At 59.0% G+C, this 14,936-nt stretch carries 12 protein-coding genes and 6 pseudogenes; 7 read left to right on the top strand and 11 right to left on the bottom strand.

Features of this window, described 5'->3' with window-relative positions; genetic code table 11:
- Positions 1-217: 217 nt before the first annotated feature.
- Positions 218-1,069, bottom strand: coding sequence for a GNAT family N-acetyltransferase (locus ACWTU8_RS29650; protein ID WP_455850933.1), 852 nt, complete (start codon positions 1,067-1,069; stop codon positions 218-220).
- A gap of 1,179 nt (positions 1,070-2,248) precedes the next feature.
- On the opposite strand from ACWTU8_RS29650, the gene ACWTU8_RS29645 reads away from it, so the two are divergent.
- Both ACWTU8_RS29645 and ACWTU8_RS29640 read left to right on the top strand, forming a co-directional pair.
- Complete coding sequence (locus tag ACWTU8_RS29645; protein ID WP_455850932.1) at positions 2,249-2,644, top strand: hypothetical protein; 396 nt, start codon at positions 2,249-2,251, stop codon at positions 2,642-2,644.
- Positions 2,645-2,791: 147 nt separating this feature from the next.
- Positions 2,792-2,931, top strand: a pseudogene (locus ACWTU8_RS29640) (transposase domain-containing protein); the annotation flags it as partial.
- Positions 2,932-3,021: 90 nt separating this feature from the next.
- On the opposite strand, the gene ACWTU8_RS29635 reads toward ACWTU8_RS29640, so the two are convergent.
- The 8 genes and pseudogenes from ACWTU8_RS29635 to ACWTU8_RS29600 all read right to left on the bottom strand — a co-directional run.
- Complete coding sequence (locus ACWTU8_RS29635; protein ID WP_455850931.1) at positions 3,022-4,185, bottom strand: M24 family metallopeptidase; 1,164 nt, start codon at positions 4,183-4,185, stop codon at positions 3,022-3,024.
- 37 nt (positions 4,186-4,222) lie between these two features.
- A pseudogene (locus ACWTU8_RS29630) lies at positions 4,223-4,453 on the bottom strand (transposase); the annotation flags it as partial.
- Positions 4,359-5,300, bottom strand: a complete 942-nt coding sequence (locus tag ACWTU8_RS29625) for a MurR/RpiR family transcriptional regulator (protein WP_455850930.1) — start codon at positions 5,298-5,300, stop codon at positions 4,359-4,361. The pseudogene ACWTU8_RS29630 and the gene ACWTU8_RS29625, both read right to left, overlap by 95 nt.
- 7 nt (positions 5,301-5,307) lie before the next feature.
- Entirely contained in the window at positions 5,308-6,360 is a 1,053-nt protein-coding gene (locus ACWTU8_RS29620) for a KamA family radical SAM protein (protein ID WP_455850929.1), read from the bottom strand.
- A complete protein-coding gene (locus ACWTU8_RS29615; protein WP_455850928.1) occupies positions 6,357-7,241 on the bottom strand; it encodes a condensation domain-containing protein in 885 nt (294 codons plus the stop codon). The genes ACWTU8_RS29620 and ACWTU8_RS29615 overlap by 4 nt, the downstream gene beginning before the upstream one ends.
- 823 nt (positions 7,242-8,064) lie before the next feature.
- Positions 8,065-8,394 (bottom strand): transposase, encoded by a 330-nt coding sequence (locus ACWTU8_RS29610; RefSeq protein ID WP_455850927.1) that lies wholly within the window; start codon positions 8,392-8,394, stop codon positions 8,065-8,067.
- Between the two features lie 719 nt (positions 8,395-9,113).
- Positions 9,114-10,116: pseudogene (locus tag ACWTU8_RS29605) on the bottom strand (IS110 family RNA-guided transposase).
- A 94-nt stretch (positions 10,117-10,210) separates the two neighbouring features.
- Positions 10,211-10,459: pseudogene (locus ACWTU8_RS29600) on the bottom strand (IS110 family transposase); the annotation flags it as partial.
- Positions 10,460-10,612: 153 nt separating this feature from the next.
- On the opposite strand from ACWTU8_RS29600, the pseudogene istA reads away from it, so the two are divergent.
- Positions 10,613-11,501: pseudogene (gene istA / locus ACWTU8_RS29595) on the top strand (IS21 family transposase); the annotation flags it as partial.
- Between the two features lie 245 nt (positions 11,502-11,746).
- Here istA and ACWTU8_RS29590 read toward each other — a convergent pair.
- Positions 11,747-11,959 carry a hypothetical protein gene (locus tag ACWTU8_RS29590; RefSeq protein WP_455850926.1) on the bottom strand — a complete coding sequence of 71 codons (213 nt, stop codon included), beginning with the start codon at positions 11,957-11,959 and terminating at the stop codon, positions 11,747-11,749.
- Positions 11,960-11,985: 26 nt separating this feature from the next.
- On the opposite strand from ACWTU8_RS29590, the gene ACWTU8_RS29585 reads away from it, so the two are divergent.
- Genes ACWTU8_RS29585 through ACWTU8_RS29575 form a run of 3 tightly spaced genes read left to right on the top strand, consistent with a single transcriptional unit; the run spans position 11,986 to position 13,005 of the window.
- A complete protein-coding gene (locus ACWTU8_RS29585) occupies positions 11,986-12,237 on the top strand; it encodes a hypothetical protein (RefSeq protein ID WP_455850925.1) in 252 nt (83 codons plus the stop codon).
- 37 nt (positions 12,238-12,274) lie between these two features.
- On the top strand, positions 12,275-12,580 hold the full coding sequence (locus ACWTU8_RS29580) for a hypothetical protein (RefSeq protein WP_455850924.1): 306 nt from the start codon (positions 12,275-12,277) through the stop codon (positions 12,578-12,580).
- Between the two features lie 20 nt (positions 12,581-12,600).
- On the top strand, positions 12,601-13,005 hold the full coding sequence (locus ACWTU8_RS29575; protein ID WP_455850923.1) for a hypothetical protein: 405 nt from the start codon (positions 12,601-12,603) through the stop codon (positions 13,003-13,005).
- A gap of 342 nt (positions 13,006-13,347) precedes the next feature.
- Here the strand turns inward: ACWTU8_RS29575 and ACWTU8_RS29570 are convergent.
- Positions 13,348-13,500 (bottom strand): annotated as a pseudogene (locus ACWTU8_RS29570) (IS6 family transposase); the annotation flags it as partial.
- Positions 13,501-13,856: 356 nt separating this feature from the next.
- Between ACWTU8_RS29570 and ACWTU8_RS29565 the strand changes: the two are divergent.
- Positions 13,857-14,882, top strand: a complete 1,026-nt coding sequence (locus tag ACWTU8_RS29565) for an IS110 family RNA-guided transposase (RefSeq protein ID WP_455850944.1) — start codon at positions 13,857-13,859, stop codon at positions 14,880-14,882.
- Positions 14,883-14,936 lie beyond the last annotated feature (54 nt).

Raw genomic sequence — 14,936 nt, 5'->3', positions numbered from 1 at the left:
AAGTTCCTCCTCGATAGCCATGTGATGATTCTCTCCTTTTCATCATCATGATCAGCCACAGAATTCCTCGCGTAGGCCCCTTCCACAAGACCCAGAAATCTGCCTGCAAGGCAGAAACGGCTCGATTGCAGACCATGGTGCGTCACCTGTGCCCGCTCGTCTATATACTGAATGTTTTCGATGCCACCTTCAGCAAAGACCACGATGGCTTGATCGGTCAGCCAAGTCCTGGGTTGGCGAGAGCGAAGAGACGGGGACCGGTGGCCAACGGTGCAGGTGCTTCGCCGAGCGCCATAGTAACGAGTTCGCCTGCCCGGGCTAACCCCTGACACTCGAGCCATGGCGAAAGGCCGCTGGAGAGAGGGACGTCAATTCGCAGGAATTCCGACCTCTTGCCGGCGATCCATTTAGCAATCAGCGCCTGTGCTGCCATTTCCCCGCGAGCGCCGACCGGGCCGATTACATAGCCGTGGCCGAAGCGCCGGAAGAACGACCATGCGGCTATCTTCCCGTTTTGCTCCAGAATAAGCCCCTTGCCGATTCCTTTTAACGCCCTCAGCATCCCGGAGCGACGAAAGCCCGCCGCCTGCTCATCGAGCGCAATCACAGCATCGAGGTCAGCCTCCTCCAAGGACCGAAAGCTCGCGCCCTTCGGTAGCGATGCGGATGCAGGCACCGCATTTACCGCCTCGTGCGGGCGCATCGCTCCGGTAGGCCTGAAGCCGAACTTTTCATAGAGCGGCCGGCCCTCCGCCGTCGCATTGATAACCATCGTCCGGCCGCCCGCATCCCGCAGGGCAGTCTCCATCAGCAGCCGGCCGATGCCGCACCCCTGCATTGAAGGTGCGACGACCACCATGCCGAACGTGGCGTATTGCTGGCCGAAGGGGTACCAGATGGTCGTGCCGACCAGCGAGTCCCCCTCCATCGCCGCGAGTCCGCGGCCGAGTGACAGGGCGAATTTCCAATCCTGCGGCCGATGCGGCCATTTCACTGCCGTGGAAAGAACCTGCGCTGCTGGAAGGTGCTTTTCTTCCAGCAGCTTTATAGCGATTGTGGATACGGACATGAGCTGATCCTCAAGGCATCGTGAAGTTATCGATCATTGGCACAGATCAATTCGGGCGGTCATTTACGCTCTCCAGAGAACGCGGTCACGTGTGATTCGCGACGGGATAAATTTCTAGTGCGGTCTCGCCTAGCTTAGGCGCGGGAAGCCAAATTGCGGTTTCGTAACAGTCGAACCGCAGCGGTTGGCTCACGTGCCATTCACCGTCATTCTCGGAGCTGACCCGGACAAATAGGTCTCGGTTCGCGGATCTCTTGCGTGTCATCTAAGTCATGCACAGGCACCCATGTAGTTTTTGACGCGATCAAAATATCTTTCTGACGCTTCTCAAAGTTGAACACAGCATTTTCAACGACAATGAAAAGGATATGGTGGAGCTTACCGTATTTAGCGTGACGACGGTAATAAAGGTTCGTGAAATATCACAACATGTGCAAATCAGCGCCGATTGCCTCGCAACTTTTCGGTCGCCATAGTGACGCAAGATTCCATCGGCAATCCTTGCACACGGCGACGTAGCAGAAAATTCGACGACCTTCATATTCGTGAGGACGATTTCCAGCGGAGCGGTTTCAAGCCACAGCCGCCAAATTGGACTTATGCCGTGGGTCCACGGTAGGAGTGGTCGAACCGGTCGGTGAGATGGCCGTTGAAGATTCTAGTGAGCACGTCGGCGAGTAGCTGTCCGCCCCCTGCTCTTCGCCATAATGGCGAAGTCGTCATGTGAGCCGTGATCGGGCCGTCAAAACCCGATCTGCTCAATGTCAATGCCTGGCCTGTTATGCATGCCGAAGAGCTGGGAGATTTCGAAGGTATCAAGCGAGTAACCTCTCCCACCGAGACGGTGGTCGGTGCCACTGCCAGCGGCCGTGTCGGGGAAGATTATGTGGCGAAGCCGGGCAGAACGCGTTGAGGCTCGAAGATCTCGATCGAGACCTCGTTGCTCGCCTTGCTCGATGAACTCGAAGAGAAGCGGAACATCTCCGTCGCCAAACGCAACGCCGGACTAGCCGCGATCCGAGCTCTTTTCCACCATGGCGCAGCCGCCGATCCGGCATCTTTCGGCGTCGCGCAACGCGTGCTAACGATTCCCATAAACTGGCGCACATCGAGGAGAGGCACTCTGATCAAGGCCGAAGTGGACGCCCTCATTTGCGGCGCACGATCAGAGGACGTTCATTGGTCGGCGCGACCGCACCATTCTGCTCTTTTAGCACGGACCGGCGCTCGCGTCTCAGAAGCCACCGGCGTGTCCTTGAGGCAGTCCCGAACCGGCGGGAGGCAAGTCCGCAGCGTCCGCGGCGGCACTGGTCGGCGGAGGCGAAGGCGCGGCTGATCGAGGCGACGCTGAAGCCTGGCGTGCCGAGACTGGACTGGCGACCTCGCAGCTGTTCGTCTGGCGGCGCAAGGGCGATCAAGAGCGGTGCGGTCACGCCGCAGCGGGACGCGGATTGGCTCGGCTTTATCGAGGTCACCGCCGCGCCGTCATCAACAGTGGAAATCAGTTTGGGCGATATGGTCATTCAAGCCGGCGCCGATGATGGAAACTTCTATCCTCAGGGAAAGGCGCAATAGAAATTGACACAGCAAGCTCCTCAGCTTCTTCAGTTTCATCATCAATCGCTCATCACCTCAGACCACGCCAGATGGGATAGGCGCCGCGCTTATAGGTGACAACAACATTGAATCCCGGAGTCCGGGCATAATGACGCTGCTTCGATGGGGGCGCATTGGGCCGTCGTGCCTCGCTGATCGTGACCTGTAAGCTGAACGACGTTGAGCCGCTCGGCTACCTCACCGACTTGCTCACCAGGATTCTCAACGGCCACCTCAGCAGCCAAATCGATGATCTGCTGCCTTGGAGGAGCTTGGGATTCGGTGGAGATAGCGGCGCTACCCGGTTGCCTCATTCTGAATTCAGGAATCCTTCAATTCGATGCACCGCCCGTCAATTATGCACGGTAGAGTGTGTGAGGTGTTCGGCTGAGTATTTCGGCTCCTCGCTCTGTCACTAGGACGTGCTCACTAGTACCAATCAAGTAGCCTGTTTCGCCGCACAAAATAATGGGCATATGCAAGGTCATGTTTGGCGCAAGTACGTCGGTGGAACCAGGCTCAAGACTGATGTCGCCGCGCTCGGTCCAGTTGATGCCCGTTTGATATCCGACCCGGTGGTTAAGAAGCTTAGGACGCCCATGTCGCTTGAGCACCTCTCGTCCGACCGCATCGACTTCGCCGGCGGTAACACCAGGCTTGATGGTAGAAATAACTGCCTCCAGAACTTCTTTCGAGAGATCGTGCAGGAATTCAGCCTCCATATGGCGCCCAAGTACGGCACTCCGGACCAATCCGCAGCAGTAACCGTTCTTCAATCCGGCAAGCTCCATAAATGCTGGTTCGTCGTTTCTAATCGGATGGCGCGCGGGACTGCCGTGCGAGAGCCTCGTGCGCTCACCGAACAACAGGGTTATGGACGGAGCACGCAATACACCTCCGGCTTTCTCCACTTCGCAGTTAAGATGCGCCGCCACTTCCGCTTCCATAATACCTTCCCGAAGTGACTGCTGGAACGCGCGAACGGCCACGTCGGTCATTTTCATTGCGAAGCGCATCGCTTCAATTTCTAGCTCGGTCTTCACCGCCGCCACTTTTGCAACTACGCGCGACGCATCTACAAACCTCACGTCGGGAAGCTGCGCTTGAAGGGCTGTTACGTCCGCTGGTGCGAGATTCCAGCAGCCGAGTTCAAGACCGATCCGCTTCCCGCGCAAGCCATATTGCCGGATTACATCGGCACAAACTGGAGCAAATTGGAATTGCTCAGTGTAAGGTACGATGTTCTCAACACAAGTGGCCGGACGGACACCACCCATTTCGTAAGCTCGGACGACGATCGTCGGTCTGTCGCCCGGTACGACTATGAGTGGGAACGGGGCAAAATGCGCGCCGCGGCCAGTGTATCCGCTGAGATACTCGAGCCGGCCGTGCGAGGTAACCAGAAGCGCGTCAAGGTTGACCTGTTCCATGGCCTCGAACACTTTCCGCTGGCGGCGCGCATACTCGGATTTTGGGAAGGGAAGACCGGTCAGCGGAATCGCTGCAGATGTCATAGTCATAAGATACCTCAATTGCAATTTAGAAGCCGCGATAATCCTCGTAGAGCGCCTCGGCCTTGCCGCGTGCAAGGTTGGTGACGATGAAGCGGGTATCGGCTCCTTGGGCGCCGACCTCGGCACGGGCGATGATGCGCTCCGCACGGCTCCATCTGCCGGCGCCGTCCAGGAATTCCTTAAAGCGGCGGAGCTTCTTCGTCTTCGATGACACATCGAAGGGCGCCGTCGTTGTGCTGGCTTCCAGGTCCATGACATGCTTGCGCAATGTAGAGGGCTGCGAGTTGTTCGTCGAAGCGTTCGATGGCTTCCAGTAATTCGTCACCGCCATGACCTGTAATTAGAGCCCCTAGAACCTCGGCAATTGCAAAGGCAGGGGTTATCGTATGAATGAACCATGGACTGTAGGTCGAAACCACGACGGCGGTTTCTGCAGTCAGCGCCAAGGAGACAGCCTCGCTGTCGGTTATAGCAACAACTGAGATTCCTGTAGATTTCGTGAACTTCGCTAATTCTACGGTTGCCCGCGGATCCGGATGGACACTTGCGACAAGCAGGACGTCATCTTTACCAGCGTCTACGATAGTGTCGCTCCCGGTGCCCGCAATCCCATCGAGGAGCACCGATTTCTCGGGGACGAGCCTGAGAATATAATGCAACTGCCAGGCTATAGCGTGACTGGAGCGCAGGCCAAGACAGTAGATCCTGCGGGCCTTGGCCAGCGATGCTGCCGCTGTCACCACTCGATCGAGGGATCGAGGCTGCGCAAGCTGTGCAACCTGCCTTGCGAGTGAATTGAGCATCTTTGCAGCAAACGCGTGATCGCCCCGCAGCTTGTGGTTTGCAACCTGTTTTCCTGCCCTTCCAGCAAATCCAGCACCTGCATCCCGCAAGGACTCAGCGTACATGTTGCGAATATCATTGAACCCTTTCAAGCCAAGATGCTTGGCAAGACGCGTCATAGTTGCAGGTTGTACGCCGGCTTGCCGAGCCTGTTCACGCATCGAAAAAAGAGCGACATCACGGGGTCGGTCGAGCACGAAGTGCGCAGCGCTCTGTAGTTGCTCCGACATGCCGTCGAAAGCCTTGAGGATTGTGTCCGTAAGGGGTCCCTGTTCCATCGCTACCTCATCCCTCGGGCAAGTCGTCCAACCAGCAGGCGCCCTCGATGTGCGGCCGGGAAAAGATCTTTCCGATCTTTTCGGGAATATTGTTTTGATGATATCGCATATACACACGACCATCGGCCCCAAGGTCTAGGATCTCGATCTTTCCTGTGTAGTGGGACATGATGTATTTGAATGTCTTTTGGATTCCACTGAGACGTTGGTTGGTGCCGTGCGCAATCTCTAGTCCACGGCGCAGTGAAACCTGAAAATGCGATGCGCCTTTCACCGGCCTGGCCTGAAAGAGATAATAAGGACGGATACCTATTTGGTGACACTTGGTGAAGGTCGCGGCTACGATCTCGGGATCATCATTGACCTTCGCGAGAAGCACGGATTGGTTGAGGAACTGCACGCCCTGTGCGCGCAAGGAGCGAATGTTTCGCTCCGCATCGACCGAGATTTCGCCGATGTGATCGAAATGTGTAACGATGACTGCGGTCTTACCCGCTTCATGGATCCGTTTGAACAAGGCCGGTAGAGCGGGATCTTCGAACCGCTTGGGCGCATACGCGACTGCTTTTGTGCCGAATCGAATAGAATCCAAATGCGGGATCGGCAGCAAACAATCAAGAATTTTGTCGAGCCTGGCGGTGCTGAGCACGAACGGGTCACCTCCGGATAGCAGCACGTTCGTCATCTCAGGATGGCCGCCAATATACTGCGCAATCTGGTCCAAATCAGCCGCGATTTCATCGGAGTCCTTGCCGACAAGGCGTTTGCGAAAGCAATAACGGCAATATGAAGCGCAACGATCCGTTACCAGTAACAACCCGGTTTGGGCGTACTTGTGCTGAAGTCCAGGAACGACCGTGTTGTCCTGCTCGCCGCTCGTATCCAGATTGCCGGGACTCTCGAACTCTTGGAATGAGGGCTCCACAATATACTTGAGCTGGTCATAATAACCACTGTTGGTGATCTGTTCACGATAGAATTGTGTGACATGATAGCGCGTAATGCTGTTAGCTTGCAGCTCACCCTCGGCAACAGCGCGCGCCCCCTCGATGAAATTCATGACCGCAGCTCCGGGCCCGAGTTGGTGCGCGATGGTTGAAGCAGGCAAACGTGAGGCGCCGCCGAAGCCGCCCGCGCGTTCAGCTCGCCATAACTCAGGCCCTGGTCCGCGTAGACGACCGCGGTTGCCTTCGGGTCCCGCTCCGCCTGCGGACGCGGCGGGTCCGTCGGCAGTTTCAGCACCGCTGGCGCGCCCGCCAGCGTCCGGAGCCAGTATTCCGCTTGACGCTCCAACACCTCGCGCCCCAGGTGGCGGCGCTGCCAAGGGGCGTAGTCCGCACACTGCACGGGCAACGGCGTCAGCCGATCCGCGCGGCCCTCCCGGGCCGCAGCGTAGAGCTCGCTCAGCTCCCGTGTCATGACCTTCCGCGACCAGTCGTCCGAGACGATATGGTGCGTCGTGATCAGCAGCACATGATGATCGACCGCTAGGCGCACCAGCCGTCCCCGGATCAGTGGTTGGGCCTCCAGGTCGAACGCCGCCTGCGCTTCAAGACGCATCAGATCCCCGAGCGTCGTCTCCACATCAGCTGCCGCCGTCAGATCGTCTCGTTTCAGCGGCAGGCTGACGTTCGCCGGCCCGATACGCTGGAATGGCTCGCCGTCCTCCATCCCGAAGGTGGTGCGCAGCACCTCATGACGCGCCACCAACCTGTTTAGAGCCGACTGTAGGGCCGCCTCGTCCAGCTCGTGGCGAAGCCGAAGCCCCATCTGGTTGTGACAAGCCCTTCTGCCGTCTGCCAGACGCGAAAGAAACCAAAACCGCGGCTGGGGGAATGACAGCGGCACCCGCGACGGACGCGGCAAAGCTTCGATTGGCGAGACCGCACTCAGCGGTGCAGAGTCGATCGCATTGACTTGGATCGTTCGAGCGACTTTCATGTAGACCCCCTCGGCTGGAGACTGCGAGACCGCTAAGTCGTAACGGATGCCTCACCGTATCCCTTGCAATCGGCGCGCCACCGAAAAGGTTGTGCGGGAAAGAGGCGCGAAACCATGTGTTTCGCGCCTCAACGGCGGAATACTTTGCGCCTCAGCGTGTCAGGTTCCGAACACAGACGAGTTCAATCGGACACAGCCGAGTATCGAAACACGGACCTCGAATGACGGCCGCCTGCCGAAGAGATGGTGAACGCAGCGGCCCCGGTGGTCGTCGGGCTCCCCGCGCCGGCTGATCGAGCGCGCGAACCAGAGATAAATATGGCGACCACGGTATTATAGACGGGCGGAGCGCTCATGGTGGAAACGAACTGCGCGCCGATCGAGCTTCCGAACCGGCGGCGTGACACCAAATAGCGGGTCTAAAGCGTTCCACGTTGTGGCGTGGAGCAGCAGCAAGCGACTCTTATGGAACTTGGTTTGCCGGATGATCAGACCATCCTGCGGTAAGGTCATCGAGCTGAAGGCGAGGGCTGTCGGGCGAATTGAGAAACTTCTGTGGTTGCCGCCCGTGATGCAAGAGGTTTCCGACTACGTGTCAGCTGATCGAGTGCGGTCTTCTGTAAGGCCCTTTGAACACGGCATTTTCAGAAGCCGCTGGTCGGTATGGTGATCTGCGGTTAGCGTCCAAATCTGACTGTCGAGCGTCATTGCTCACGTTTCTCAACTGGTTTTCCTAATCCAGATCTGTTCGATCTTTTGCCCATTCGGGTCGCCTTCTCACACCCCCTTTATCCGACGCTAGGCAGATTCTGCGGCATGTTGATCACGCCGTCATAGCCTGTGCCGGATCTCGGTAATCCTCATTTTTCGTTAGCACGGCCCAGATCACCCGTGCCATCTTATTGGCCAAAGCGATCGCCACAAGTATCCTTGGCTTCCGCGCTGTGATGCGCGCCAGCCATGAACATTCCGGAATTGATTTGCGGCCCAGCCAATTCAGGCGCGACATCGCGCCGAAAATCAACAGCCTTCGGATATCGGGCTGCCCAGCCTTGGAAATGCGCCCGAGCCGTTCTTTGCCACCTGAGGAGAATTGACGTGGAACAAGGCCGAGCCAAGCGGCGAAGTCTCGCCCGCGTCGGAAACTCCGCACAGGTGGGGCAAAGGCTTCGACTGCCAGGCGGTCAGTAGGCCGATCCCGGGAATTGTCTGCAAGCGCCGCGCTGTGTCGGCTTCAGCCGCTAGTACCTTGATCTTTAAAGTCCGCGCATCGATGCGTACCGTCTTCTCGCCAATCTGTTCCAGTAGGTCGCGGCATTCCTTGCGCATCACATCAGGCAAGTCGCTGTTTGGCGCGTCCAGAATCTCCCCGATCCGCTTGATCTGGTGAATTCCTTGCGGAACAACGAAGCCGTATTCGTAAAGGCACGCTCTAAGTGCGTTGACCAGTTCGGTGCGTTGGTGGACGAGCCGTTCTCAGGCGCGAAACAAAATTGCCAAACCTTGTTGCTCTACAGACTTCCGTATCGACGAAGCGCATTTCCGGCGGCCGGGCCGCGATTACGATGGCCTCGGCGTCTGCCGCATCATTCTTCTCTGGTTGCCGCCCGCGTGCAAGAAGCTTTCCACCTGATATGCTTGGTGATCGAGTGCGTTCTTCTCTCAGGCCTTTTCATCGCGGCCTTTCAAGAAGCCGCCGGTCGGTATGGTGATCTGCGGATCGGGTCCATATCTTCTTCTGCAAGAGCTTTTCGAGCCGCGAACGATGTCTGGTTTTCCTGATCCAGATCCTTTCGATCATTGCGCCCATTCAGGTCGTCGACTTCCTACGCCCCCTTCACCGACGCCAGCTTGCGTAGTGATGCGCATTCATCATGCATCCACAACTCGCGTCGGATCTCGATAATCTTCTTTCTTCGTCATCATCGCCCAGATTGCCCGCGCCATCTTGTTCGCAAGCGCGATTGCGACCAGCATGAGCGGCTTGCGACGCAGCATCCGTTCCAGCCATGATCCCTCGACGATCGATTTGCGGGCTAGCACTGTCGATGGCGCCGATGATCAAAGACCGGATATCGGTCTGTCCAGCCTTCGACACGCGTCCAAGTCGCTCCTTGCCGCCGGAGGTGTATTGGCGTGGCACGAGGCCAAGCCAGGCAGCAAAGTCTCGGCCGCGTTTGAAGCTCTCCATCGGGGGAGCAAAACCGCTGATCGCCAACGCGGTCTGGGGTCCGACACCAGGCGTTGCCTGCAGTCGCCGCGCTATATCGGTCGCCTGGGAAAGGGCTTTGGCCTTTGCCGTTTTGACGTCGATCCGAGCTGTCCTTCTCGGCAATCTGCTCATCAGGTCGCGGCATTCCTCGCGTACCAATTCGGGCAGGTCACTGTTGGGTGCCTCCAGGATGCCCTCGATCCGCTTAATGTGAGCGATTCCTTTCGGAACGATATGGCCATATTCATACAGCACCGAACGCAGAGCATTCACAAGCTCGGTGCGCTGATAGAGAAGGCGCTCCCGGGTTCGGAACAGCACAGCGCAGGCCTGCTGATCTTCCGACTTCGGCTGGACAAAACGCATCTCAGGGCGCTGTGCTGCAACAACGATTGCTTCAGCATCCGCAGCATCGTTTTTCTGTCGTTTGACAAAGGGCCGCACATATTGCGGCGCGATCAGCTTCACCTCGTGGCCAAGCTTGACCATTCCCGTGCCCAAACTGGCGCTACCGCATGCCTCCATCACCACCACGGCAGGCGCATGGCTTGGCATAAACTGCCGAAACCGAAATCGCGTCAGCTTCTCATCGAACCTCAAATGCCCCGTCATCGTCGCGCCGTGAAGCTGGAAAACGTTCTTTGCCAGGTCCACCCCGATCATTGTATCTTTCAGCCGTCCTCTCCTTCTCGTGGCGTTGAACACCACGAACTTGGCACATTGCGATGCCGTCTGGGGAGGGCGGCAACCATCCCATCTTCTGCCGCTTCACAAATGGCTTCACATAATGCGGTGCAATCAACTTCACCTCATGGCCAAGCCTGATCATCTCGCGGGCCCAGTAATGGGCGCTGCCACACGCCTCCATCACGATCAGCGCGGGAGGCTGCTCGGCCATGAATTGGCCAAAACTCTGCCGCGACAGCTTCTTGCGAAATTTGAGCCGCCCCGTCGTCGACGCGCCGTGCAGCTGAAAGGGGGTCTTTGCCAGATCCACCCCAACCATTGTATCTTTCGTCACAGTTGCCGTCCTTTCCGCTCAGTGGCTGTGAACACCACTTTCTTGGCAATTGCGATGCCGTCTGGGAGGGCGCAACCACCCCATCTGACCCCCTGACGAAATGAAGAACTGACCCCTCGGTTATGAAAGGAGGCATGGATGACGGTTGGGATTTCGGCGATTCCTGCATTGTCGAGAACGATGCAGGGAGAGGAGATGCTTCAGCCTGAAGAGGTGGCAGCGATGCTGCGGCTGCATGAGCTTGGCTGGGGAGCGAAGCGACTGGCGAAGGGATTCGGGTGCGCGCGCAACACGGTGCGTCGGTATCTGCGCGAGGGCGGGACTGTTGGGTTTCGGAAACCTGTGCGGCGGACCGCGTTTGACGGGCTGGACGATTGGCTGCGGGGGCGCTTCTTTTGCCATGGCGGCAACGCCGATGTGGTGCGCCAGGAACTGGCGAGCGAACATGGGATCATCATTGGGCTTCGTTCGGCGGAGCTTCGGGTGCAGCATTGGCGTCGGGAGTTGAAGGCGCAGAAGCGCGTGACGGTTCGGTTTGAGACGGCGCCGGGATATCAGATGCAGATCGACTTTGGCGACACGCGGGTGTGGCTCGGCGGCGAGCGTGTTCGGGCGCACCTGTTTGTGGCAACGCTGGGTTACTCGCGTCGGCTGCATATCCGTCCCTCGTTTCGGGAGCGCCAGGCGGACTGGTTCGAGGGGATGGAAGGAGCCTTCCTTCGCTTCAGCGGGGTCCAACGGAAGTGCTGTTCGACAATCCGAAGGCGCTGGTCGAACATCACGATGCGACGACGCGGGAGGTGCGGTTCAACGCGCGGCTGCACGCCTTTGCCCGCTACTGGGGATTTACGCCGCGGGTCTGTGCGCCCTACCGGGCGCGTACGAAGGGGAAGGACGAACGCGGGGTCGGCTATGTCAAGCGCAATGCGATCGCCGGCCGCCGATTCGAGAACTGGGCGGCGTTCGAGGCGCATCCGCGCATGGCACCACCGGAGTGGCTCCTGCCGAGCGCTTTGCCGAAGAGGCGGGGGCTGACAAGCGGCGCATTCTGGATGAGTTTGTGGCGGTAGCCGGATATCGTCGCAAGCACGCGATCCGTGTTATGAACCGTCGTGAGCAGAGGCCGTCTGCGGGCAAGAGCCACAGCCGCTGTTACGGCAGCGATGTCCGCGAAGGCGCTCATCGTATTGTGAGAGGCTTCGGAGCGGCTGTGTTCCAAACGTCTTAAGCCGTTGATCCCTGTCGTTGCCTGCGCTTGAGCGACATGGCCGGTTAGCACTCGATGAGGCGCTCCGCGGCAAACTGCTGACAGTAAGCCCGGCGACGATAGATAGGCTTTTGACCGAGGTCCGCATCGTCGCCCGCGGCGGCCAGCGCCGCCGGGCAGGAATGAGTTCGGCAGTTCGCCGCTCGGTGCCAGTTCGCACCTTCGGCGATTGGAATGATCCGCCGCCCGGCTTTGTTGAGGTCGATTTTGTGGCGCATTCGGGCAGTCTTCGTCGGGGAGCTTCGTGCAGACGATGGTGCTGACCGACATTGCCACCGGCTGGACCGAATGCATTCCGGTCCGCACGCGCGACAGCGGCAATGTGATCATGGCGATCAAGCAGGCCCGCTCGCGGTTTCCCTTTCCACTGCTGGGTGTCGACTTTGACAACGACAGCGCGTTCATGAACGCGTTGGTCGTTTCCTGGTGCCGCAGCGAGGATCTGGAGGTGACACGCTCTCGCGCTTATCGAAAGAACAACCAAGCGCATGTGTAGCAGAAGAACGGCGCCATCGTGCGGCGCCCGGTGGGCTATGGCCGGTTTGTCGATGGATGCGACGGCTGCCCTTGAACGCCTCTACGCTGTGGTGCGGCTTAACGCCAATCTGTTCCAACCGTCATTCAAGTTGCAGGAGAAGACACGGATCGGCGCCCGTGTGATCAAGCGCCATCATCCGCCAGTTCCACCCGCGGCCCGTGTTCTTGCGCATCCGAAAGTGGCCGAGACCGATAAGGAGCGGCTACGGGCAATAATGGAGACAGCTGACCCTGTGCTGCTGTTTGCCGGCATCCGCGCCGACAGGAAGAGCTTGGAAAGCGGGTCGATCGTCGTGGCCTGAATGCGAAAATCGAGGAGCCGTTGGTCATCGATCTCCAGAGCTTCGCCGCGAACTTGAAAACAGCCTGGAAGAACGGCGAGACACGGCCAACGCATCGGCGACGCTATCGGCGGACGAAGCCCTGGCCGAAAAGACCCAGCATGTACGAGCCCTTTGAAGCGCGGGTCAAGGAATGGCTGAAGGAAGATCCCGCCCTCTCGGCAGCCGCCGTGCTACAACGGCTGAAGGAGATCGATCCAGCTCGCTTCGAAGAAAAGAACATCAGAATGGTGCAATGGCTGGTGAAGGTCTGCCGCATGGAAATGGCTGGGGCTGGTCATCTCGACGGGGGCTGGATCACGAGCTTGCCCGTACCACCTGCCGCCGCGATGGCAGGTGAAATGAGCACTGTCGCCACCGCAGCCCTCGGTAACATTGATCGGTGAGGCAATAGGGGGGTTCAAATCCTCAGTTCGCTTGGACAAGGGCTTCGGGGCGAGCCGAACAGTTGTGTCGCAAATTCTCGAATGGCCGCACTGGACGCGTCCGACGGACTCAATTCAGGCGGCGATTATCTCGAACCGCGTCCTAAGCGAAGAGCCTGGATCGAAGGCAAGCGACGATAATCCAAGCCGATCCGATTGGTCCGGTGCGAATGTGGATGGTTTCAGCGTCCGTCGTGACCGATCCCGCAGGCAGTTTCAATGTCGTAGGAGAAGATGGCCTCCCGCTTTGTTCGACTGCCGTGACAATGCGCTCCGGTCAGCCATAGCGCGAAAGCGCCTTCGGAAGAAAGCGCTTTGCTGCCGGATTATCTTATGGCCAACGCTGATGCCGCGCTCGGCTATAATCTCCTTCAAATCCCGCAGGCTCAGGCGTAAGCCAAATACCAGCACGCAAAGCAGGTTCGCTGATCGGTCGAAATGCCGTCGTTCGAACATGACGCAATCTCCAGAAGGCAACCGTTGTCGGAAGTTTTCAAGGGAACCAGGAGAAGGGCTCGTCTCTCATGTTCCTATTCTCCACCTCGCCGACGAACCGGACCTCACCCGTGCGGCCGCCCTCCGCGATCGCCACGCGTGCTTCTTCTTGGCTACATCAAAACGCGACAAATGCTTCGCTATACTCTCCCCTGGCTCGCCCTCCGTGCATGAGGATCGGCTCGGCCCATCCGAGATGGGGTATTCGGCTTGAGCCTCATCTTTCAGCAACGATGCCATGAAGGTGCTGCGCTTCGAGCTGATGGTTAACGTGGTTTGCGTGGAGCAGCCACAAGCATCAGAAGGAGAAGCGCAGCATAAAAAATTATGTCGGATTGGACGTCGCGGTGAAAGAGACCGCCATTTGCATCGTCGACGAAACAGGCGCGATCTGCCCGGAGATGAAGGTGCCGAGCCATCCCGAGGATCTTGTCCGGGTGCTCACGGATCCTGCCTGGACCTTCGAGCGGATCGGCCTCGAAGCCGGACCGCTGTCGCAATGGCTGTTCAGCGGCCTGGCCGAAGCAGGCCTGCCGGTGGTGTGTATCGAAACCCGGCACACCAAGGCGTTCCTGGAGGCCCAGCCGAACAAATCCGACCGCATTGACGCCCGTGGCATTGCCCAGATGATGCGGGTCAACCTGTTTCGCCCGGTCCATGTCAAGACGCTGACGAGCCAGAAGCGCCGGGCCCTGCTGACGGCGCGCAAGCTCTTGCAGGACAAGGCGATCGCCATCGAGAACGACATCCGCGGGCTGTTGCGCAACTTCGGCCTCAAGGTCAGCATGGTCGGCGCCGTCAAATTCGAGCACCGCATCCGCGAGCTCACCGAAGGCAGCCCCGATCTGGCCGAGATCCTCGAGCCGCTGCTCGAGGCGTGCGGCAGGCTGCGCCAGAGTTTTGCTGCCCTGCACCGGAAGGTTCTGGCGATCGTCCGCGATGACCCGGTCTTCCGCCGGCTGACGACGATACCGGGCGTCGGTCCGGTGGTGGCGCTGGCCCACACCGCGACCATCGACATTCCGGCCCGCTTCCGCAACTCCAAGGCGGGGCTGACGCTGGTGCTCCATGAGTCGGGCGAAAGCCGCCGCATCGGCCGGATCTCCTGCTGCGGCGACGGCATGATGCGAACGCTGCTTTACGAAGCCGCGCAGACGCTGCTGACGCGTGTGACGAAATGGTCGTGGCTGCGGGCGTGGGCGATGAACGTTGCCAAGCGGCGCGGCCGACAGAAGGCCATTGTCGCATTGGCCCGCCGACTGGCGGTGATCATGCACCGGATGTGGAGCGACGGCACAGAGTTTCGCTGGACGCGACAAGACGTCATGCCGACGGCCGCCTGATGTACCCACCCCGATCACTGTCAGCGCGCCGCCGTGCTCGCGCCCAAGGGCACG

This window comes from Mesorhizobium sp. BHbdii, assembly GCF_053848045.1.
Note: the sequence above shows the minus strand (reverse complement) of the source record. Positions and strands in the feature narration are given on the sequence as shown.

Coding starts and splice junctions, on each gene's coding strand:
- ACWTU8_RS29650 (WP_455850933.1), bottom strand. CDS start 1,069: ATGTCCGTATCCACAATCGCTATAAAGCTGCTGGAAGAAAAGCACCTT.
- ACWTU8_RS29635 (WP_455850931.1), bottom strand. CDS start 4,185: ATGACTATGACATCTGCAGCGATTCCGCTGACCGGTCTTCCCTTCCCA.
- ACWTU8_RS29625 (WP_455850930.1), bottom strand. CDS start 5,300: ATGGAACAGGGACCCCTTACGGACACAATCCTCAAGGCTTTCGACGGC.
- ACWTU8_RS29620 (WP_455850929.1), bottom strand. CDS start 6,360: ATGAATTTCATCGAGGGGGCGCGCGCTGTTGCCGAGGGTGAGCTGCAA.
- ACWTU8_RS29615 (WP_455850928.1), bottom strand. CDS start 7,241: ATGAAAGTCGCTCGAACGATCCAAGTCAATGCGATCGACTCTGCACCG.
- ACWTU8_RS29590 (WP_455850926.1), bottom strand. CDS start 11,959: ATGCGCCACAAAATCGACCTCAACAAAGCCGGGCGGCGGATCATTCCA.
- ACWTU8_RS29580 (WP_455850924.1), top strand. CDS start 12,275: ATGGCCGGTTTGTCGATGGATGCGACGGCTGCCCTTGAACGCCTCTAC.